Origin of the sequence: Streptomyces sp. NPDC048434, from assembly GCF_043200375.1 — a bacterium.
In the GTDB taxonomy this organism is placed as follows: Bacteria; Actinomycetota; Actinomycetes; order Streptomycetales; family Streptomycetaceae; genus Streptomyces.
On the sequence record NZ_JBICXQ010000006.1, the window covers coordinates 142,963 to 164,794 of the forward strand.

The window sequence follows — 21,832 nt, forward strand, 5'->3', positions numbered from 1 at the left end:
GCGCTCAGCCCGCGCAGGCCTGGTCGGCGGCGGTGACCCGGTCGATATGGGCGGCGAGTTCGCCGACCGTCATGGCCAGGATCTGGTCGATGTCCTTCTCCGCGAGGAGACCGAGGAGGTCCACCGAGCTGCCGTAGCGCTGTTGCAGCAGCTCGGCGAGCGCGACGAACTCGATGCTCTCCAGCGCCAGATCGTCGTTGAAGGTGGTCGCGGGGGTGATCTCGCCGACGACGAGCAGCTCGTCGCCGACGACGCTCACCAGCATGTCGGTGATCTCGGCCAGGATCGCCCCGGTGCGCTCGGGGAACGGGTCAGCTGCCATGGGTGGCCTCCGTGGAAGTGGGGGTGTCGGTGCCCGTACCGTCCTCGGGCGGCGGCCCGGTCCAGGCGACGACATGGCGCGCGGACAGGTCGTGGACGGAGTCGAGGTGGACGAGGTGGTGCCGGCCGTCCGGGGAGACCACCTGGAGCGCGCCGCCCGGTGCGGCCGTCACGGCCCACTCCAGCGGCCGGCCGCCGAGCCCGCTGCCCGCCGCCTTGGCCGCGGCCTCCTTGGCGCACCACAACGCGGTGAGCCAGTAGGCACGGCCGGTGCCCCCGGTTGCCTCCCGGGCCTGGAGGCCGTCCGCCAGGCGGCGTTCGGCCGGGGTGAGGGCGATCCGTTCGAGGGCCTGCGGATCGTCGGTGACCGGTTCGATGTCGATGCCGACGGGGCCCGAACGGTGGGCGAGGGCGACGGCGACATGGTCCTTGTGCGCGAGCGAGAGATGGATGCCGGCGGTGAGCGGGCCCTCGGGCCCGGGGCGGCCGTGGTGGTCGTTGCCGACGGCCACCTCGGCGGGGAAGACGGGCCCGGCTCCCGACTCCCACAGCAGCTCACGGACCGCGTCCTTGGCGGCGATCCGGCCCAGCAGCCAGGCCGCGCGGGCGCGCGGTGCGCACCGTTCGTAGCGTGCGCGCTCGGCCGCGCCCAGATAGCGGCGCATGACCAGCTCCTGCGAGGCCGGGTCCGTCCAGCGGCGCCGGGCCAGACACCAGCCGCCCGGCCGGGGTTCGCCGATGCCGCACACCTCCGGGGTGAACTTCATCGGCCACACCCGCTCGTCCGCCCCGAAGCGCCGGTACGTCCAGCCCTCCAGCCGCGCCCATACGCCGCCGTCGGCGCCGCGCAGCTCCACATCACCGCGCACCGAGCCGGGCCGTACCTCACGAATCCGGGCGGTGGCCGCCAGCAGCGCGCCCTCGCGGGGCGGGGGCCCGTAGAGCCGTACGCGGTCCAGAGTCGCGGGGAAGACCAGCCGGTCACCGGTCAGTTGCAGTTGCATCCAGTGCCCGAGGAGCTGGCCGGCGGCGTCCAGGAGTGCGCCGGGCGCGGGCAGTGCGCGCAGCGTTCCGCGGATGCCGTCGGCGGCGAGCGTGCTGACCTCGTGGACCCCGGCGAACGCCGGGCCGTGGAACATCCACCGGTCCCGGTAGAGGGCCTCGGCGCTCACGGGCGCCGGTCGGCAGGACGTCAGAGCCGCGGTGTCGGGCGGCGGCGGAGCCGGGTGGTGTGCCGCGAGGTGAACGGTGACGGCCGCGTGGTCCCCGAGGGCCACCCGTACGCGGCCGTCGTCGGCAGGGGTGGCGGTGACGGCCAGGTCGACGGGCGGGGCGACGGGCAGCCAGCGCAGGGCCCGTACGTCGGAGTAGCCGGTGACGGTGTGTCCGGGCCGTGCCTCATGGGCCGCCTCGGCGGCCAGTTCCAGCAGTGTGGTCATGGGCACGACGGGGAAGCGGTCGGCGGGCTCCGGCCAGTCGTCGGGCTGGAGGTAGACGCAGTGGTCGCGGACGTACGGGAGGGTGCCGAGGGAGAGGTGGCGGACGGTGCGGCGGGGGCCCGGGGCCGGGCTGGTGGTGGGGCGGGGGCCCGGTGCCGGACCCGGGCTGGTGGTGGGGCGGGAGCCTGGTGCCGGGGCCGGCCCGGCGGTGCGGCGGGGGCCCGGGGCCGGGGCCGGGGTCGGGCGGGCGGCTGCGGCGGCGACCGTGCGGGTGGCGGCCCGGGTTTCGGCGAGGAGGGCGTCCAGGGCCTGCCGGACGGGTTCCGCGGCGGGCGGGCGGGGGTGCGGCAGCGCTCCCCCGGCCCCTCCCCCTCCTCCCCCTTCGGGGGAGGGGGCGGGGGGTGGGTTCGGGGGTGGGGGTGGGTCCGCGGGCGCGAAAAGCCGACCGCCCGGCGCCGCGCCGCCGAGGCGGACCAGCGGCGAGCCGAGGTCGAGCTGGACCGGTGCGCCGGCTCCCTCCGGGACCGTGGCCCGGTCCACGGCCGGGGCGGCGCCGACGGGAGGCGCCAGCCGCTCCCAGCGCGGGTTCAGCCCCTCGGCCCACAACGCGGCGGCCAGCCGGAGCAGTTGCGTCCTTCCGTCGCCGCGGGCGTCGGCCGCCGCCACGGCGAGATGGTCCGCACCGTGGAGGGTGTCGCCGACGAAGCCGGTCAGGCTGCCGGCGCCGATCTGGACGAAGGCGCGTACCCCCGTCTCGTACAGCCGGCGGGTCAGTTGCCGGAAGCGGACCGGTTCCAGTAGGTGCCGCAGCACCAACGCACGTACCGTCGAGGCGTCTTCGGGGAAGGGTGCGACGGTCGTGGCCGACCAGACGGGCAGGTGCGGGTCCCGCAGCGGCAGGGCGTCGAATGCGGCGCCGGCCTGGTCGAGGTAGGGCGCCCACATCGGCGTGTGGAAGCCGGAGCGGAACGGCATCTCCTGAGCCCGTACGCCCTGACCGGCGAGTCTGCGGACGGCCTCGGCCAGCTGCCGCGGAGCTCCGCAGATCACCGACTGGTGCGGGCAGTTGTCGTGGCTGACCGCGACCTGCTCCAGGCCTTCCAGCGCCGCCTGCGCTTGTACGACACCGCAGCCCAGGGCCGCGTACACCAGATCGGGTACGGCGAGGGAGCCGGGCCGCAGCGAGTCGAGGAAGGTGTCCACGGCCTGCGGCGGATACATTCCGGCGACCACCATGGCCGTCCACTCGCCCAGGCTGTGGCCGGTCAGCAGATCGGGGGCGATGCCCAGTTCGGCAAGGGCGCGTGCGAGCAGCCGGCCGACGGCGAGGGAGTCGACGGCCCGTTCGACCAGGCCGCTGCCGCCGGAGACCGCGGGGCGCGGCAGGGACATCAGCTCGGCGAGGTCGTCCACCCGCGGCGGTGGTTCGGCTTCCAGTCCCGGGAAGACGAAAGCCAGCTGCGCGCCCGCCTCCCGGGCGTACGGCCCGAAGAAGGGGCTCGGGGTGAACCACACCTCGCCGCGTCCGCGCCAGGGCACTCCGCGCGCAAGGATCTTGGCGGCCAGGGCGCGGCGCTGCGGGGTGGGGTCGAGGAGGGCCAGGCGGCAGGGCCCGTCGTCCGCGGGGACGCCCGTGCCCCCGTCCCCGTCTCCCATGTTCCGTAATTTCTCCGCCAGTTCGCCGGGCGAGTCCGCGGTGAGGAGGACGGTGCGCTCCGGCTCCGCCGTCCGCAGCGGGGAGTGACGGGGCACGGGCGGCGCTCCGGCGCTCCGGCGCCCCGGGGCTTCTTCCAGGATGGCGTGGGCGTTGATCCCGCCGAAGCCGAAGGCGTTGACACCGGCCCGTAAGGGTGCGCGTCCGGCGTCCCAGGGCTCGGCCTCGGTGACCGGACGCATCCGGGTCCGGGCCAGGCCCTCGTGCGGCTCGTCCAGGTGCAGGGTCGGCGGCAGGGTCCGGTGGTGGACGGCAAGGGCGGCCTTGATCAGTCCGGCGATGCCGGCGGCCTGCATGGTGTGGCCGAGCATCGACTTCACCGAGCCCAGCCCGACCGGCGCCCGGCCCGCGCCGGGCGGCCCGAACACCCGGGCCAGGGTGTCGAGTTCGGCGCCGTCACCGACCGGGGTCCCGGTGCCGTGCGCCTCCAGCAGGCCGAGCGCGGTGGGGTGTTCGGGGTCGAGGCCGGCGCTGCCCCAGGCCTGCTCCAGCGCCCGTATCTGCCCCTCCGTCCGGGGATTCATCAGGCTCGATGCCCGCCCGTCCCCCGCCACCCCCGTCCCGCGGAGGACCGCGTACACCCGGTCCCCGTCGCGTTCCGCTTCGGCCAGGCGTTTGAGGAGGACGACGCCGGTGCCCTCGGACAGCAGCGTGCCGTCGGCCCGGCGGTCGAAGGGGCGGATGCACTGGGTGGGGCTGAGGGCGCGCAGCTGGGTGAAGACGCTCCAGAGGGTGGCGATATGGCAGTGGTGCACGGCTCCGGCGACCACGATGTCGCAGCGCCCGGCGGCCAGCAGATCGACGGCCTGTGCCACGGCCAGCAGCGAGGAGGCGCAGGCCGCGTCCAGAGTGTAGGCGGGCCCGCGGAAGTCCAGCCGGTTGGCGGTCCGGGCGGCGGTGAAGCTGGGCACCAGGCCGATGGACGCCTCCGGACGCTCCGGGCCGAGGCTCTCCTGGAAGGCTTCCCGTACGGCGGAGATCTTCGACTCCCCCAGTTCCGGGGCGAGTTCGCGCAGGGTGACGGCGAGCTGGTGGGCCGTGCGGACCCGCTGGTCGAGCCGGGCGGTGGCCACGCCCATGAAGCCGCCGCGGCCGAGGATGACGCCGATGCGGGAGCGGTCGGCGGGCAGCCGCTCCTGGCCGCCCGCGTCGGCGATGGCGTCGGCGATGACGTGCAGCGCGAGCAGTTGGTCGGGCTCGGCACCCGGGACGGTGGCGGGCATGATGCCGAAGCGGGTGGGGTCGAAGGCGGCCGGCTCGTCCAGGAAACCGCCCCGCCGGCAGTAGAAGCGGTCGCTGCGGACGGGGCCCTCGGCGCCGTGCGGGTCGTAGTAGATCTCCGGGTCCCAGCGGCCGGGCGGCACATCGGTGATGCAGTCCGTACCGGCCAGCAGGTTGCGCCGGTACGCGGCGAGATCAGCGGCGCCGGGGAAGAGCGCCCCCATGCCGACGATCGCGGCGTCCGTGGGGCGGGGGCCGGTCCGCCGGGCACCGGTCTCACTCATCGCCCGCCACCTCCCCGCCCGCCCCCGCCGCCAGGACGACCTGGGCCGAGGAGCCGTGGGCCAGTTCGTCCAGCAAGGCGGCGACCGCGGCGTCGGGGTCCAGGAGCGGGATGCCGCGGCGGGCGTAGGCGCGTGCCAGCTCCGGGGTGACCATGCCGCCGCCGTCGGCCGCCCACGGCCCCCAGTCGACGGCGAGGACGCGGCCCGCCGTACGGGCCGACCAGTGCCTGGCGAGGGTGTCCAGGGCGTCGTTGGCGGCGGCGTAGTCGGCCTGGCCGCGGTTGCCGAAGACCCCGGCGACGCTGCCGAAGAGGACGAGGAGGCCCGTGTCGTCACCGGCGGCCGACAGGAGATGACGGGCGCCGTCGACCTTGGTGGCGAAGACCCGGGCGAAGGAGGCCGGGTCCTTGTCCCGCAGCAGCTTGTCCTCCAGGGTTCCCGCGCCGTGCACGATCCCGTCGAGGCGGCCGTGCCGGTCCCGGATGTCCCGCGCCACGGCGCGCACGGCGTCCGCGTCGGTGACATCGGCCGCGTGGTAGCGCACGGAAGCGGCGAGCGGTTCCAGGGCGGCGAGGGTGCCGGTGATCTCCCGGCGGGCCAGGACACGGGTGGCCGCCGCCTCGATCTCCGCCGGTCTGCGCAGCCCTTGGGCGATGAGCGCGGCGCGCAGCGCGATGCGGTCGTGGGCATGCACGAGCGCCGGGTCCTCGGGGGTCTCCTCCAGGGGCGTGCGCCCGAGGAGTTCGATGTGGCAGCCGTGGGCGCGGGCCAGGGCGTGAGCGGTACGGGCGGTGATGCCGCGCGCGCCGCCGGTCAGCAGCACCACGGAGCCGGCGCCGAGCGGTGGCCGGCCGGTGGCGGGCCGGCCGTGGGGCAGCGGCGTGGGAACGGTGCGCAGGGTGGTGCGGGTGCCGTTGGTACGGCCGACGACGACCGGTTCGCCGGGGGCGCAGAGTTCGGCGAGGAGGTGGGCCGCGATGCGTTCGGGGCGGTCCTTGGGGTCGATGTCCACGGCGCGGATCAGAACGTCGGGGTATTCGAGGGCTGCCGTACGGGCGAAGCCGCGCAGCCCGGCGCCGGGCAGGGGGTCGGGAGCGTCCTCGGTGGTGTCCTGGCCGAAGCTGCCGCCGGCCGCGGTGGCCAACAGCAGCCACCGGGCCCCGCCGGTCAGGGCGGTGCGCAGCCCCGCGTACTGGCCGGGCAGTACGGCACCGCGGCCCGCCCGCAGGGCGCTGAGGTCCACCAGTCCGCCCACCCCGTCCGCGCTGACCTCGGCCAGCCGCTCGGCGGGGACGGTGCGTACCCGGGCTCCATGGCTCTCCAGGAGGGCGGTGAGGGCGAGCGCCACGCCCTGCCCGTCCTCCACCACGGCGAAGTCGCTGCCCGCCACCACCTCGGCGGGCGGCCGGCTCGCGGGCGGTCCGAGGGGCGCGATCTGGACCAGGTATCGGGTGGGGCGATGCGGCACGGGCACGCCCTCGGCCTCGCCCTCGGCCGGCGGGTTCGCGGTGACGGGCGGCGCGGGAGCGGATACCGCGGGCCGCAACGGCGCGGCCGGTGCGGGCCCGGGGGCGGCGGGGGCCGTTCCTGGCGCGGAGGAGGCCGGAGCCGGTGCGGGTTCGGACAGCGAGTGGGCCGGTGCGGGCTCGGGCAGGGCGGGGGCCGGTACGGACTCGGATGAGGACGGGGCCGCCGGTGCCGGCTCGGTGTGGGCGGCGGCGATCCAGTCGACGATGCCGCGGATGGTCTTCACCCGGGCGAGCTGTTCCACCGCCGACTCCGTGGCCCCGTCGGCGTCCTGCGGCAGTCCGATCCGGTCGGCCAGCGCACCGATGATCTCCACCCGCTTGATGGAGTCCACCGAAAGGTCGGCCTCCAGGTCGAGCCCGGCGTCGAGCATCTCGTGCGGATAACCGGTGCGGGTGTGGATGATCTCCCGTACGGCATCCAGGAGTTCCTCGGGACGCAGACGCCGTGCCGCGGTGACGGGCTCCTGCCCGACGGCGGCACCGGCCACCGCCCCGGCTCCGGATCCGACGGCTGCGGTGTACGACGGGGCGACCGCCCGCTCCGGGACGGGCATCGGCGGTGCGCCCGCGGTCTCCTCCCCTGCCTCCCCTGCCTCCCCTGCCTCCCCTGCCTCCCCTGTCTCCCCTGTTTCCCCCAAATACCGCAGCACGACGTCCCGTTGGGCGGCGACGAGCTCGCGCGAGGCCCGCAGATACTCCAGCACCGCATCCTGCCGGGCGAAGTCACCGGGTGCGGCACCGCCTTCGGGTGTCGCCCCCTCGCCGCCCCGCCGGGTGTCCACCCGTCGCGCCGGGCGCAGCCCGCCCGGCAGACAGGCGCCGTCGGCGGTGCGCACCAGATGCCCGTCGACCAGCCATCCCGGGCGGCGGGGTGCGGCCGGGGGCAGTGTCTCCGTGCGCCCGTGGAACAGAGCCTCCGGGTCGATCGGGACCCCGGCCGCGGCGAGCCGGGCCAGGACGTGCGGCAGCCGGGCCAGTCCCGGCTCGCCCGGGACATCCAGCGCCACGGCCGTGTGCGGCCGCCCGTCCAGGATGTGCCCGACGAGGCCGGTGAGCACCCGGCCGGGCCCGGCCTCCACAAAGGTGCGCACCCCGGCCGCGTACATGTTCTCGATCTGGTCCACGAAGCGCACGGGCGCGGCGACCTGGCCGGCCAGTGTGGCGCGTACGGCGGACGCCTCGCGGTCGTAGGGGCGTGCGGTGGCGCCGGACCAGACGGGGAAGGCGGGCGCGGACACCTGTGCCGCGGACAGTTCGGCGGCGAGCGTCTCGCGGGCGGCGGCGAGTTGCGGGCTGTGGAAGGCACAGGCCACCGGCAGGCGTCGCGCCTGCACGCCGGCCGTGCGCAGAGCCGCCACGGCCGCTTCCACGGCGTCCGTGGGCCCCGAGATCACGCACTGTTCGGGCGCATTGTGATTGGCGACGACGACCCCGGCACCGTGGGTCAGGTTCGTTACCCGCGCCGGAGTGGCCACGACGGCGGCCATCGCCCCGGGGTCGTCCCCGGCAGCTCCGAGGATCGCCTCGCCGCGGCGGGCGCTGAGCCGGAGCAGCGTCCCGGTGTCGTAGGCGCCCGCGGCCCACAGTGCGGTCAGCTCGCCGTAGGAGTGCCCCGCCGTGCAGTCGGGGCGCACGCCGAGGGTGCTGAGCAGCCGGTGCGCGGCGGCGGAGGCGAGGCCGAGCGCCGGCTGGGCGACGCGGGTGTCGGTGAGGGCGGCCTGCTGGGCGGCCCGCCGCTCGGCGGTGAAGGCGGTGGGCGGGAACATGGCCGCGACCCACTCCGGATCGGCGTCATCGAGGAGGCCGCGCAGCGCGGGGAAGGCGAGGAACAACTCGCCGAGCATTCCGGGCCGTTGGCTCCCCTGTCCGGGGAAGAGGAAGGAGACCAGCCCGGGATCGGCGTCCGGCCGGCGCGGATACACGCCCTCGGCGGCGTCGGACCGGCGGGCGGCGGCCAGCTTGGCGGCGAGATCGTCGAGGTCGTCGGCCACCACACAGACCTGGACCGGGCCGGTGGCCGACGCGGTCTCGGCGGCCAGGTCGCGCAGCGGCCACGGCCGCCCGGCGGCGTCGTTGTCCGCCAGTCGCGCGGCGAGGCGCTCCATGGCCCGGACAGCGGCGGGACGGTCGGCCCCCCGGAAGCAGAAGAGCTCGGCGGGCCAGTGCGTCAGGGCGTGGGCGGGCTCGGGAGCACCCTCGTAACCGGCCAGCACGGCATGGTAGTTGGTGCCCCCGAAGCCGAAGGCGCTCACCCCCGCGATGCGCCGCCCCACGGGGACCGGCCAGGGACGGGCGCTTGCGGCGTCGAAGCGGAACGGGCCGGTGTCCGCGGCCGGCCGGGTCAGATGCAGGGTCGGCGGCCGGACGCCCGTGTGTACGGCGCGCGCGGCCTTGATGAGACCGGCCAGGCCGGCCGCGCACTTGGTGTGTCCGATCTGCGACTTGACCGAGCCCAGTGTGCAGCTGCCGGGGGCGGCGCCCGCTGCCTCGAACACGTCGGTGAGCACGCCGAGTTCGGCGGTGTCGCCGACGACCGTTCCGGTGCCGTGGGCTTCGATGAGACCGACCTGTGCGGGGCTGATCCCGGCGCGTCGGTAGGCGCGTTCGAGGGCCCGCCGCTGGCCCTCGGGCCGGGGTGCGGTCAGCCCGAGGGAGCGCCCGTCGCTGGAGGTGCCGACCGCCTTGACGACCGCGTAGATCCGGTCGCCGTCGCGCTCGGCGTCCGCGAGCCGCTTGAGGACCAGAACGCCGACGCCCTCGCCGAGCGCGATGCCGTCGGCCGCGGCGTCGAAGGGGCGGCAGCGGCCGGTGGGCGACAGGGCGCGCACGGACGCGAACATCAGGTAGTCGTTGATGCCGTTGTGCACATCGGCGCCGCCGCACAGCGCCATGTCGCTGTCATGGTCGCGCAGTTGACGGCAAGCCAGGTCGAGTGCGGCGAGCGAGGAGGCGCAGGCGGCGTCCACGGTGCAGTTGGCGCCGCCCAGGTCGAGCCGGCTCGCGATGCGTCCGGCGATGACGTTGGCGAGCACGCCGGGGAAGGAGTCCTCGGTCAGGCGGGGCAGTTCGGCGTCGAGCTCGGGCGGCAGTTCTCCCAGGTAGGCAGGGTGCAGCGCGCGCAGGCCGTAGGCGCCCGCCAGTTCGGTGCCCGCCTCGGCGCCGAAGACGACGCTGGTGCGGGCGCGGTCGAAGTCGCGCTCGGCGTATCCGGCGTCCGCCAGGGCCTTGGCGGCCGTTTCGAGGGCGAGCAGCTGCACTGGATCGATGCCGGTGAGGGAGGCCGGGGGGATGCCGTGGGCGAGGGCGTCGAAGGGGATGGCGGGCAGGAAGCCGCCCCAGCGCGACGGGGTGCGTTCGCCCGCCCGCGCGGGGTCCGGGTCGTGGTACGTACCGGTGTCCCAGCGCTCGGCGGGGACCTCGGTGACGGAGTCGACGCCGGCGACGACATTGGACCAGAATCGGGCGGTGTCGGCCGCTCCGGGGTAGCAGCACGCCATCCCGACGATGGCGATGTCCAGCGGCTCCGCCTCCCGCCCCCGGTAGGGGTCCTGAGGCCCGTCGGGGGTCCTGAACCGCTCGGCCCGTGCCGTGAGCTGCGCGGTGGCCCCCTCGGTCACGGCCGTGTGCAGCGCGGCGACAGTGGTGGCGGCGCTGCGGGCGGTGGCGACCTGGCCCAGCATGTAGAGGCCCTCCCGGCGCTGTTCCCGCTCCCCCGCCGGCGCGGGCCGCCCGCCGTCCGTGTGGCGCAGCCCCTTGCTCGCCAGGCGCAGCCGTCCGAGGTTGCGCCGCTCCAGCTCCTCCCACCGTGCTCGCGGGTCCGTGCCCTGCTCGGTGAGGCGTCGTTCGGCGGCCGCGAACTCCTCGGCGTAGGCGGTCTCGGCGCACCGTGTGGCATGACCCGGTGCGGTCCGCAGCAGTACGGTCCGGTCGCAGGCCAGCGCGGTGTCGTGGAAGCCCGGGAGTACGGCGCCGGTGGCCACGGCCTCCTGGGTGAAGAGGTAGGCGGTGCCCATCAGGACACCGATGCGGGCGCCGAGCTCGGCGAGCGGGGCCGCGGCGGCGGCGGCCATGGCGGCGGAGGTGGCGTCGTGGATGCCGCCCGCGAAGAGCAGGTCCAGGTCCTCGGCCGTCCCGCCGTGCGTCCGGGTGTGGGCGGTCAGCCGCTCGATCTGCTCCTCCCACAGCGGGAAGCTGGCGCGGGGGCCGATGTGACCACCGCACTCCTGCCCTTCGAAGACGAATCTCCGGGCGCCTTCGGCGAGGTAGCGCTCCAGCAGGCCGGGCGCCGGGACATGGAGATACGTCCGTGTCCCGGCCGCTTCGAGAGGCGCGGCCTGGGCGGGCCGGCCACCGGCGATCAGTGCGTACTCGGGGGCGAACTCGGCCACGGCGGCCAGCTGTTGACTCCGCAGCTCCGGCGGTGCGAAGCCCAGCAGGCCGACGCCCCAGGGCCGCTCGCCCAGCCGCTCGGCGGTCTCGGCCAGCAGCCGGCGCACCTGCTCGCCGTCCATGACGGCGAGGGCGAGGAAGGGCAGTCCGCCCTCGGCGGCGACGGCGGCGGCGAAGGCGGACACATCGCTGACCCGGGTCATCGGCCCCTGGGCCACGGGAAGATGACGGGCTCCGGGGCGCGGCGCGAGCGGCCGGGTGCGCGCCGCGGCGGCGAGGTGTTCCGTGAGGGCGGACCGCACCGCCTGCACGAGACCGCCGGTGGTGCGGTGCCGCGCGGCGAGCCGGGCGGCGAACGCCCCGTCCTGCCCGATGGGGAGCAGCTGGGTGTGCAGGTCCCGGGCGCCGAGGAGAGCGGCGACGCGGACGGGACCGGCGTCCGCCGCGGCGGTCCCGGCGCGGTCGCCTGCGGTGTCCGCGGCCGCCGCGGGAGTGCCGAGGTCCGGGCGGGTGAGGACCCGGTGGCCCGCGATGAGCGTGGTCTCGCTGCCGTCCATGGCCCGGATCGCGTCGGCGACCGCGCGGGGCAGCCGGGCCGCCCCCTCGGTGGTCAGCGCGAGCTGGGAGTCGAGCAGCACCCCGGCCGCTCCGCCGGCGACGGCCGCGGCGGCGGTGTGCGGGCCGATCCCCCCGGCGGCGAGCACGGGCACCGTCACGGACGGGTCGGCCAGTACGCGCTGCAGCAGGACACAGGTGGTGAGTTCGCCCACCCGGCCGCCCGACTCATGGCCCCGGGCGACGAGCGCGGTGGCGCCGGCGGCACACGCCGCCGCGGCCTCCTCGGGGGTGGTGATCTCGGCCCATACCCGGCGCCGCCCGCTGCCGGCCCAGTCGTCCGGCCCGGGGACCGCCCTCGGGCCGGTGGCGGCGTACGCCCGCGGGTCGGCGAGCAGCACGGTGTCGACCCCATCGGGCAGGTCGGCGGGCGTGAGCGGACACCCCACCGGTACCCGCACTCCGTGACGTAATCGCCCTGTCCGGGCGAGCGCGTCGCGGGCGGCTTCGGCGTCCCGGCCCAGGTCCAGCAGGCCGAGCGCGCCCGCGCGTTCGGCCGCCACGACGATCCGCTCGCCCGGCTCCTCGAAGGGCGAGAGCGCGACGACGAGGTCCCGGCCGGCGGTTTCCGGGCGAGGGGGCGCGGCGGCGGCGAGGCCGGGACCGGTGGAGCCGGCGGGCCGGGAACCGGGGTCACCAGAACCGGAAAAGGGGGTGCCGGGGAGAGGGGGCCAGGGGGCCACGGGCGCTCCTTCTGCTGGGGGCGGACACGCTTTACCACTGCCACCTGCGGTAACCAGCGGTCAGCCCGCTGATGCCGCGTTGCATGGTGGAGCCACCCCCATGCACTGTCAACGCACGTGCATCAGGCAGTAGTTGATTCCGCCAAGGTCACAAAAGTGCTGTTCCACCTCCGCCACCTCCCCGGCACCTCGGCGGACGCGCCCCGGGCGACCGATTCCCGATGTCTCAACTGGCCTGAAATACACCAGGGTTGGCGCAGTGCACCAGCGGCTCGCCCCGCAGATAGCGGCCGACCTCGGCGGCGACGATCCGTGCCGCCTTGTGCGCGACTTCCTGGCTGCCGCCCGCGATATGCGGGGTGAGCACGACGCCGGGGGCGGTCAGCAGGCGGGAGCCGGCGGGCAGCGGTTCTTCGGGGAAGACGTCGAAGCCGGCGCCGGAGAGCTGTCCGGAGTCCAGGGCGTCGCAGACCGCGTCGTAGTCGAGGAGCGCACCGCGGGCACAGTTGACCAGGATCGCGCCACGGGGCATCGCGGCGATCTCCTTGCGTCCGATCATGCCCGTGGTCTCCTCGGTGACCCTGGCGTGCAGGGAGACGATGCGGGAGCGGGTCAGCAGTGCGTCCAGAGAGACCTGCTCGGCGAGGCCGGTCAGCGCCTCGGGGCGGACGTAGGGGTCGTGGACGAGGACCTGGGCGCCCATGGCGGTAAGGACCTTGGCGACCCGGCTGCCGATGGCGCCGAACCCGATCAGCCCGACGGTGGTGCCGTCGATCTCGATGCCGCAGTTGTCGAAGTCGTAGTAGTCGCCACGCCAGACGCCGCTGCGCAGATCGGTGTGGGTGTCGCCGACGCCGCGGGCGGCGGCCAGCAGCAGGGTGAGGGTGTGCTCCGCGGTGGCGGTGGCGTTGCGGCCGGGGGCGTAGCAGACCGCGACGCCGTGCCGGGTGGCGGCTTCGACATTGGCGTTGACCGGGCCGCCGCGGCTGGTGCAGAACAGCTTCAGATCGGGGCAGTTGGCGAGGATCCGCTCGGTGAGCGGGCCGTGCTCGGTGACACAGATCTCGACGCCCTGGAGGGCCTCGATCATCTCGTCCTCACTGCCGGAGGCCTCGATGACCTCGGCGACCGGCCCGAAAGGGGTGTGCGGCCAGTCGAATTGGATCTCGCGCACGTCCAGTGGTGCGTCCCCGGCGGCCTCGTGCACCGACCGGGTGAACAGACTCGGGCGGATGAAGTGGTTGCCGGCGGCGAGGACGGTGGTGCTCATGAGGGGCTTCTCCTGAGGGGCGGGTGCGGTGCGGGTGGCCGGACGGCCGGTGGAGGGCGGGGGCCGGGGTCGGTCGGTCAGTGGAGGGCGGGAGCCTGGGCCAGGGCCGGGGTGTTGAAGCTGAGCAGTGCGGTGCGCCCGTTCTCGATGCGGATCTCGGTGAGGGCGCCGTTGTGCAGCAGGGGGAACACCCGGCGGTAGTCGGCGAGCGGGATGCCCAGCAGATGGCAGAGCAGGACCCGGACGAGGGTGGAGTGCGCGACGACCAGGATCCGGCCGTGCGGCTCCGCGCGGGCGAGGTCGGCGAGGCAGTCGGCGGCGCGCTCGGCGGCGTGGCGCGGGTGTTCCCCGTCGGGCAGATGGTTCTCGACCGGGTCGGCGAGGAAGGCGGCGAGCCGCTCCGGGAAGCGCCGGCGCATATCGTCCCTGGTCAGGCCCTCGCCCTGGCCGAAGTCGAGCTCGTAGAGCCGCTCGTCGGTGTGCGCGGTGAGGCCGCAGGCGTCGGCCGCCGGGGCGGCGGTGAGGCGGGCGCGGGAGAGCGGGGAGCTTGCGACGGCGGTGAGGCCGGCGGTGGCGGCCCAGGTGGCGAGGGCGGCGGCCTGCTCGCGGCCGTGGGCGGTGAGGGGCACATCGGTGCGGCCGGCGTAGCGGTTCTCCGCATGCCAGACGGTCTCGCCATGGCGTACGAGGATGAAGTCGGTCACGGTGCTGCCCTCCTGCGGGCGTGGTCGGCCACGGCCTGGTCGAGCCAGCCACGGCGGGTGAGTGCGTCGATGAAGCGGAGATGGACGGGGGCGTAGCGGGCGGTGCGCTCAGGTGCGGGCGCCAGCTCCCGGTCGATGCGGACCATGGCGGCCGCCGCTTCCTGGAGGCCGGCGCCGGAGGAGGTGGCGGCGAGGACGGCCATGCCGAGCGCGCCCTCGGCCTGGTGCGGCAGCCGTACGGGGCGGCCGAGGACATCGGCGCGCAGCTGGCACCAGTAGGCGTTGCGGGCGCCGCCGCCGGTGAGGGTGAGCGGCCCGTCGACGGGGGCGCCGAGGTGGTCGAGATAGTCGAAGCAGAGCCGTTCGAGGCAGGCGACGCCGAGAAGACAGGCGTGGAATTCGGCGGCCCGGGTGGGGACCTGGCCCAGGACGAAGGGTTCGGCGTCGGGGGCGCGGAAGGGGAAGCGTTCGCCGCCGCTGGAGACCAGGGGGTAGGCGACCGCGTCCGCGTCCAGGGCCGCGGCCTGTGCGGTGAGCGCGTCCAGGTCCGCGCCGCGGAAGTGCCGGGAGAGGACCCCGGCGCCGCTGCTGGAGGCGCCGCCCGGCAGCCAGTTGTCGTCCGGTCCGCGGTGGCAGTAGACGACGCCCGTCGGGTCGCGGACCAGATGCGGGCTGCTTCCCTTGAGGACGAGGGTGGTGCCGAGCACCGAGTTCCAGGCGCCCGGCGCGAGCGCCCCGGCGCCGATCTGCGCGGCACAGCCGTCGGTCATCCCGGCGACGATCGTGGTCCCTTCGGGGATGCCGGTGACCTCGGCCGCGGCGGCGCACACGATGCCGAGCGGGCTGCCGGGGCGTACCACATCGGGCAACACGCCCTCGGGTACGCCGAGTTCCGCCATCACCTCGTGCGGCCAGCCCTCCTCGACGAGGTGGTAGCCGGTCTTGAGGGCGTGGCTGGCGTCGCTGGCGACCTGGTGGCCCGCCAGCCGCCAGGTCACCAGGTCGACCTGGTGCAGCAGCCGGACGCGGGACCGGAGGGCGGGGGTGTCCGCCAGCAGGGAGACGAGTTTGGGCAGCGCCCAGGACGGCTGCATGCTGCGGTAGCCCAGCTCCTGCCAGACCGTCTCCCCGGCGGCGTTGACGGCCGCGGCCTGCGCGGCGGCGCGCCCGTCGTCGTACATCAGCCCGGGGGTGAGCGGGGTGCCGTGGGCGTCGGCGAGCAGGATCGTTCCGGAGGTCCCGTCGATCGCCAGACCGCGGATCCGCCGGGTGTCGATACCCCCCAGGGCCTCCCGGCAGGCGGCGGCCAGCGCGCTCCACCACTCCTCGGGGTCCTGCTCGTGCCGGTTGCCGTCGCGGCGGCCGGTGAGCGGGCGGGCGGCGGTGGCGAGGACCTGCCCGGTGCCGTCGACGGCGACGCAGCGCGCGCTCTGGGTGCCCAGGTCGAGGCCGAGCCAGATGCCGTCGAGGCTCGGGGCGGGGGTACCGCCGTTGCGGCGCGGATCAGTCACGGGGGCCTCCGGGGGTGGTGCCGGCGGGGCGGGCGGGGGTTTCGGTCGGGCGGCCGGGGGCCTCGGCCCGCCGGCGGGCGCTCCCCCGCCAGACGGCGCCGCCCCGCCAGCCGGCCTCCCGGGCGCGCGCCCGCCACCCGAGGAAGTCCTCGTACAGCGCGGCATAGAACTCCGCGCGTTCCGGCACGGGCTCCCAACTGCGCTGCATCCGGACGTACTTGGCGGCGGCGCTGTGCATGCTGGTCTCGGCGCCGGTGCGGACCAGGCCGGTGAGGAAGGCGCCCTTGGCGCCGAGTTCGGTGTCGCCGGAGCGGGCGGTGGGCACACCCGTGGCATCGGCGATCAGCGCACACCAGGCGTCGCTGTTGGCGCCGCCGCCGCACAGCCGCAGCTCGCTGACGTCCGTACGGGCGGCGGCCAGCGAGTCGCGCAGGACCAGCGAGAGTCCGTCGAAGACGGCGCGTGCCAGATCGGCGGGGGTGTGCTCCAGCGACAGGCCCCAGAAGGAGCCGCGGGCGCCCGGGTCGAGGAAGGGGGCCCGCTCACCGGCCGGGGAGAGGTACGGCAGGAACATCAGCCCGCGGGCGCCCGGCTCCGACTCGAAGGCCAGTTGCGCCAGCTCCGGGGGACCGGGCAGATGGAGCAGCCGCGCCGCCCAGCCGAGCACCTCGGCGCCGTTGAGCGTGGGGAAGGCCCGCAGCACCCGCTCGCGGCCCCGGTAGGCGATGTGGATACCGGACGGTTCGCCGCTGGTGTCGAGGTCGGTACGGACGATCTCGGTGCACAGCGTGGTCCCGAGGATGCTGCAGGCCTGGCCGGGGTTGACGACGCCGACGCCACGGGCGGTGGCGGCGATGTCGTAGGGGGACATCACGACCGGGAGCCCGGCCGGCAGCCCCAGTTCGCCCGCCGCCTCGCCGGTGATCTCGGCGATCCGCTGCGACTCCCCGAGGACGGTGGGCAGCAGCCGCTCGTACCCGCCGAGGCCGAACAGATCGAGGATGTACGGGTCGTAGTCACCGGTGGCGTGGTCGAGGAACGGGGCGGAGGCATCGGATTCATCGCTGGCGCGCACACCGGTGAAGCGCAGGAAGAGCCAGCCGGCGGCGGTGAGCGAGGTGGCGGAGCGGGCCAGCCGGTCCGGGTCGTGGGCCGCGAGCCAGCTGAAGAGGGCGTTGGGCATCCCGGCGCAGGTCAGCGAGCCGTTGCGGCGGAAGGCCGCCTCCAGGACGCCGTCTTGCTGCCAGCCGGTGAGCAGCTCCCCGGCGCGGCCGTCGGACCACAGGATGGCGGGTCCGGTGGGCCGGCCGCGGTCGTCGACGAGCCAGGCGCCGTCGCCCTGGGCGGTGAAGGACACCAGCCAGACCGGGTCGGCCAGCCCGTCGAGGACCGTGCGGACGGTGTGGACGACGGCGTGCCAGACGGCGTCCATGTCCTGTTCCGCCCAGCCGGGGTGCGGGCGCAGGACCTCGGTGGCCCGGCGGGCGACGGCGATCTCGGTGCCCTCGTCATCGAAGACGACGGACTTGATCACCGTGGTGCCGACGTCGATGGTCAGTACGGACATCAGTGGGGTCCTCTCACGCCGGGGCCGAGGCGGCGCCGGCCGCGGTGTCCTCCGGGGCGTCGCCGCGCTGTGCGGCAACACCCCGCACATCCGCCGTACCCGGCTCGTCCGGCAGCTTCAGGAAAGGGGCGAGCACACAGCTCACCGCGTACATCCCCGCAAAGATCCAGACAACCCCTTCGACGCCGAGCGGCCCGACGAAGGCGGCGACGACGGCCGGGCCGACGAAGGTGCTGGCGCCCGCGCCCAGGTTGAGGGCGGCCAGCGCCTGCCCCTGGTGTTTCGGCTCCAGGGTGGGCACCAGCGCCGATAGCGGTACATAACCTGCCAGCGTAGCGCCGTAGAACGCGGCGACCAGGAGGGCGAGCGGGAAGTTCGCGCCCGCCGCATCCGGCACATAGAAGAGCAGCAGGGTGCTGAGCGTGCAGCCGGCACCACCGAACCAGGCGATGGTGCGGCGCCAGCCGAACCGGTCGCCGACCACGCCGAACAGCAGGTTGGCGAAGATATTGGTGGCGAACATCGCGCTGAGCAGATGCAGCCACTGGGTGAGGCTGAAGCCGACCGTCCTGGTGAAGTGGATCGGCATGATCACGAAGAAGCCGAACTGCGAGGCAGTGTTGATCACCCGGACCACCGACCCGGCCCCGACCCTCGGGTTGCGCCACAGGATCGTGACGCTGCCGAGCAGGGTGGCCACCGGCCCCTCCCCCGCGCCGCGGGGCCGCCGTGCGCCGTGGTCGTCACGGACCAGCAGCAGGGCGATCAGACCGCCGGCGACCACCAGGACCAGCGCGGCCCACAGCGTGGCGTAGGCGCCGATGTGCGGGATGAGGCCGCCCGCGACCAGCGAGCCGAGAGTGGGCAGACCGCCGGTGAAGGCGAACCAGAACCACCCCATCGCCGTACCGAGCCGGACGCGCGGCGTCACGTTGGCGATCCAGACGAGGAACCCGTAGGCGAACAGCGGATAGCCCAGACCGCGCAGCCCGTAGGCGAGCATCAGCAGCGGATAGCTGGTCAGCGGGATGGCGACGAGCAGGAAGAGCAGCTGGAAGGCGCCCCAGATGCCCAGTCCGGTCCACATGACGCGGCGCGGGCCCCACAGGTCGGACAGCACGCCGGAGAGCCAGGCGGCGATGCCCGCCGCGATCCCGTAGACGGTGAACAGCAGCGCGACCCGGGACTCCGAGATGCCCTGGTCGATGAGGTACGGCGAGAGATAGCCGGACTCGACCCCGTCCCCGATCATGAAGAGGAGGAGTCCGAGGTATCCCCAGGCAAGCGTCGGCGGGATACCCAGGCGTGTGATCAGCGAACGCGGCGGAGAGTTCGTCATCGAATCTCCCTTTCTGCTGCGGCGGGGCAGGAGGGGTGAACGCTGTGATGGAACCGCCGGGCAGAAACGGGCGTCAATGGCCGCCGGAATCTTCGCATCGGGGCCGCGACCTGCCATGTTGTGTCGTACCGGAACCGCATGTGGACGCCATGGTCACCGCGCGCGCCATGTGAAATCCGTGCGAACATAACGCGGCGAATTCACGCGGCGGATCCGTACGACGGGCCGCATCACCACACCGGGCGGCCGCGCGGGGACCGGAGGGAGCGAAGCCATGGACCGGGTCGAGGCCCAGGAGGAGCGGCGGCGCCGCATGCGCGACACGGTCATCGCCCGCGGCTTCGTGCGCACCGCGGACCTCGCCGAGGAGTGCGGCGTCAGTCTGATGACCGCGCACCGCGACCTGGACGCCCTTCAGGCGCAGGGCTGGCTGCGCAAGGTGCGCGGCGGGGCGACCGGGCTGCCGTCGGCGCAGTTCCACGGCAGCGTCGCGGAGCGGATGGCCACCATGGCGCAGACCAAGCAGCAGCTGGCACGGGCCGCCGCGACGCTGCTGGTCCCCGGCCAGACGGTGCTGCTCGACGACAGCACGACCTGTCTGCTGCTGGCCCACCAGGTCGCCGAGCACACCCCGCTGACGGTGATCACCAACTCGCTGCCGGCCATCACCACCCTCGCCAAGGAGCCCGGCATCTCGCTGATCACGCTGGGCGGTGCCTACTTCCCGGCGTATGACGCCTTCATGGGCCCGCACACCGCCGATGCCGTACGGGCCTTTCGCGCCGATGTGCTGTTCATGTCCACCACGGCCGTCACCAACGGCCGCTGCTACCACACCTCACCGGAGACCGTGCAGGTCAAGCGGGCCATGATGGAAAGCGCCGGCCGCCGCGTCCTGGTCGCCGACCACACCAAGTTCGCCAAGGGCGGCCTCTATGCGCTGGCCCCGCTGACCGACTTCGACCTGCTGATCGTCGACGACGGACTGCCCGCGGAGCAGGTACGGGACGTACGGGCGGGCGGCACCGAGGTGTTGGTGGTACCGGCCCGGGGCTAGCTTGCCCCGCTCCGCTCCGCTCGGTTCTGTGCCTTCGATAGGCCCCAGGTGTATCGACAGGTGTATCGACAGGCTCGCTCGGCCGCGAGGGTCACTTCCCCGTCCTCGGTGAGCAGTTCGACACGATAGAGCGCGCACAGCCGAGCGGTACCACGCGTGGGTTCGGGCGCGTTGCGGCATCCGCCACGACGGGCCGGCCGGGGGTGCCCGGGTCGATGGCCGTATGGGTGTGCGACGCTGATGCGATGTCGCTCGCCCCTGACCCCGCAGAGCCGATAGCGCCCGATCCGGTGCGCGAGGTGCCGGGCACGCTGCTCACCCAGTCCTGGCTCGACCTGTCGTTCCTGCACTGGGCCGCCGACCCTGCGGACGTGGCGCCGCTGCTGCCGGCCGGGACCGTGCCGGACACGCACGACGGGCTCACCTACCTCGGCCTGGTGGCGTTCAGGATGTACCAGGTGGGCTGGTTCAGGGTGCCGGGCATCCCGTACCTCGGCACCTTTCCAGAGACCAACGTGCGGCTCTACTCGGTGGACCGGCACGGCCGACGCGGCGTGGTGTTCCGCTCTCTGGAGGCATCGCGGCTGCTACCGGTGGCCTTCGCCCGCAGCGCCTTCCGGCTGCCCTACATGTGGGCCAAGATGGCGATCCACCGCGACGGGGACACCATCAGCTACACCAGCAGCCGACGCTGGCCGGGGCCGCGCGGGGCGTGCTGTCGGATCGGGGTGCGGGTCGGCGAGCGGATCGAGGAGCCGACCGCCCTCGAACACTTCCTGACCGCCCGCTGGGGCATGCACAACGCCTTCTTCGGCCGGTCGGTGTATCTGCCCAACATCCACCCGCGCTGGCCACTGCACCGGGCCGAACTCCTGCACTGCGAGGATGAGTTGGTGACCGCCGCCGGGCTGCCGTCGCCGGTCGGGCCACCGGTGAGCGTGCTGTACTCCCCCGGCGTGCCGGTCCGCTTCGGCCGCCCTGCCCGCCCGGGCGGCCTGCCCACCCCCTGAGTGGACTGGAGATCGCGCCGAGGGCGGCGGTAGTGCTGCCCTCGGCGCTCGATCGGGTATCAGCGGTGAGTTTCGACCTTCAGATCGCCGCGGGTCAGCGTGCGGCCGAAGTCGCCGGCGAGCAGGTCGTGCGGGACGCCGAGTCCGATCGCGCCGGCCTCGTCGAGGCGGGCCAGTTGGGAGGCGGTGAAGTCAACCTCCAGGGCGCCCAGATTGTCCGCCAGCTGCGCGGGGGTGCGGGCGCCGATGACCGGTGCCGTCACGCCCGGGTTCTGCAGGGTCCAGGCGAGCCCGACCTGGGCGGATGTGCGGCCCAGCTCCGTGGCGACCTCCTTCACGACGTCCATGATGGCGAAGTTGCGCTCGGTGAGCGCGCCGTTGGCGATGGTGACCCTCTTGCGGGTGCCGTCGTCGACGTCGGCATGCGTCGCGGTCAGGTCGTCGCGGCTGTACTTGCCGGTGAGCACCCCGCCGGCCAGCGGTGAGTACGGCAGCACCCCCAGCCCCATCTCGCGTGCCATGGGGATCAGATCACGTTCCCCGGTACGCTCGATCAGGCTGTATTCGATCTGCAGCGCGACCAGCGGCGACCAGCCGCGCAGGTCGGCGATCGCCTGCATGCGCGACACCTGCCAGGCCGGGACGTTGGACATCGCCACGTACAGGACCTTGCCCTGCCGGACCAGATCGTCCATGCCGCGCAGGATCTCCTCGACCGGTGTCGTGAAATCCCACATGTGCAGGTAGAGCAGATCGATGTAATCCGTATTCAGCTGTCGCAGACTGGCTTCCACCGACGCGAACAGGCTCTTGCGGTGCGGGCCACCGGAATTCGGATCGCCGGGCCGGCGCAGCGTCGTGTATTTCGTTGCCAGCACCAGGCTTTCGCGGTGATCGCGGGTGAATTCGCCCAGCAGACGCTCGGAGCTGCCTTGCGTGTAGGTGTTGGCGGTGTCGATGAAGTTGCCGCCGCGCTCGACGTAGAGGTCGAACAGCTTGCGCGCCTCATCCTGCTCGGCGCCCCAGCCCCACTCGGTGCCGAAGGTCGCCGCCCCCAGCGCCAGCGGTGAGACCCGCAGCCCGGAGCAGCCCAGCAGCCGATAGGTGTCAAGGGTGAGCGACATCATGTCCTCCTGTGCTTGTGATCCGTCGTCGAGAACAAGCCTGTGACCGCCGCGA

The 21,832-nt window shown here is 74.3% G+C and carries 11 protein-coding genes; 2 read left to right on the forward strand and 9 right to left on the reverse strand.

Features of this window, described 5'->3' with window-relative positions; all coding sequences use genetic code 11:
• Positions 1–4: 4 nt before the first annotated feature.
• The 8 genes from ACGFWI_RS09540 to ACGFWI_RS09575 all read right to left on the reverse strand — a co-directional run bounded on the left by ACGFWI_RS09540 (position 5) and on the right by ACGFWI_RS09575 (position 18,586).
• Entirely contained in the window at positions 5–322 is a 318-nt protein-coding gene (locus ACGFWI_RS09540; protein WP_393905362.1) for a phosphopantetheine-binding protein, read from the reverse strand.
• The gene (locus ACGFWI_RS09545) at positions 312–4,979 is read right to left on the reverse strand and encodes a beta-ketoacyl synthase N-terminal-like domain-containing protein (RefSeq protein ID WP_393905363.1); all 4,668 of its coding nucleotides are present in this window, start codon (positions 4,977–4,979) and stop codon (positions 312–314) included. The genes ACGFWI_RS09540 and ACGFWI_RS09545 overlap by 11 nt, the downstream gene beginning before the upstream one ends.
• Complete coding sequence (locus ACGFWI_RS09550) at positions 4,972–12,195, reverse strand: SDR family NAD(P)-dependent oxidoreductase (protein WP_393905364.1); 7,224 nt, start codon at positions 12,193–12,195, stop codon at positions 4,972–4,974. The genes ACGFWI_RS09545 and ACGFWI_RS09550 overlap by 8 nt, the downstream gene beginning before the upstream one ends.
• 226 nt (positions 12,196–12,421) lie before the next feature.
• Entirely contained in the window at positions 12,422–13,465 is a 1,044-nt protein-coding gene (locus ACGFWI_RS09555; protein ID WP_393905365.1) for a 2-hydroxyacid dehydrogenase, read from the reverse strand.
• A gap of 77 nt (positions 13,466–13,542) precedes the next feature.
• On the reverse strand, positions 13,543–14,169 hold the full coding sequence (locus tag ACGFWI_RS09560; protein WP_393905366.1) for a histidine phosphatase family protein: 627 nt from the start codon (positions 14,167–14,169) through the stop codon (positions 13,543–13,545).
• The gene (locus ACGFWI_RS09565) at positions 14,166–15,680 is read right to left on the reverse strand and encodes an FGGY-family carbohydrate kinase (protein WP_393905367.1); all 1,515 of its coding nucleotides are present in this window, start codon (positions 15,678–15,680) and stop codon (positions 14,166–14,168) included. The genes ACGFWI_RS09560 and ACGFWI_RS09565 overlap by 4 nt, the downstream gene beginning before the upstream one ends.
• On the reverse strand, positions 15,673–17,247 hold the full coding sequence (locus tag ACGFWI_RS09570; protein ID WP_393905368.1) for an FGGY family carbohydrate kinase: 1,575 nt from the start codon (positions 17,245–17,247) through the stop codon (positions 15,673–15,675). Before ACGFWI_RS09570 ends, ACGFWI_RS09565 begins: the two co-directional genes overlap by 8 nt.
• 13 nt (positions 17,248–17,260) lie before the next feature.
• Positions 17,261–18,586: an MFS transporter gene (locus ACGFWI_RS09575; protein WP_393905369.1), complete on the reverse strand. Its 1,326-nt coding sequence runs from the start codon at positions 18,584–18,586 to the stop codon at positions 17,261–17,263.
• A 274-nt stretch (positions 18,587–18,860) separates the two neighbouring features.
• On the opposite strand from ACGFWI_RS09575, the gene ACGFWI_RS09580 reads away from it, so the two are divergent.
• Entirely contained in the window at positions 18,861–19,643 is a 783-nt protein-coding gene (locus ACGFWI_RS09580; RefSeq protein WP_393905370.1) for a DeoR/GlpR family DNA-binding transcription regulator, read from the forward strand.
• A 245-nt stretch (positions 19,644–19,888) separates the two neighbouring features.
• Positions 19,889–20,653 (forward strand): YqjF family protein, encoded by a 765-nt coding sequence (locus tag ACGFWI_RS09585; RefSeq protein ID WP_393905371.1) that lies wholly within the window; start codon positions 19,889–19,891, stop codon positions 20,651–20,653.
• A gap of 59 nt (positions 20,654–20,712) precedes the next feature.
• On the opposite strand, the gene ACGFWI_RS09590 is transcribed toward ACGFWI_RS09585, so the two are convergent.
• Positions 20,713–21,777: an aldo/keto reductase gene (locus tag ACGFWI_RS09590; protein WP_393905372.1), complete on the reverse strand. Its 1,065-nt coding sequence runs from the start codon at positions 21,775–21,777 to the stop codon at positions 20,713–20,715.
• Positions 21,778–21,832 lie beyond the last annotated feature (55 nt).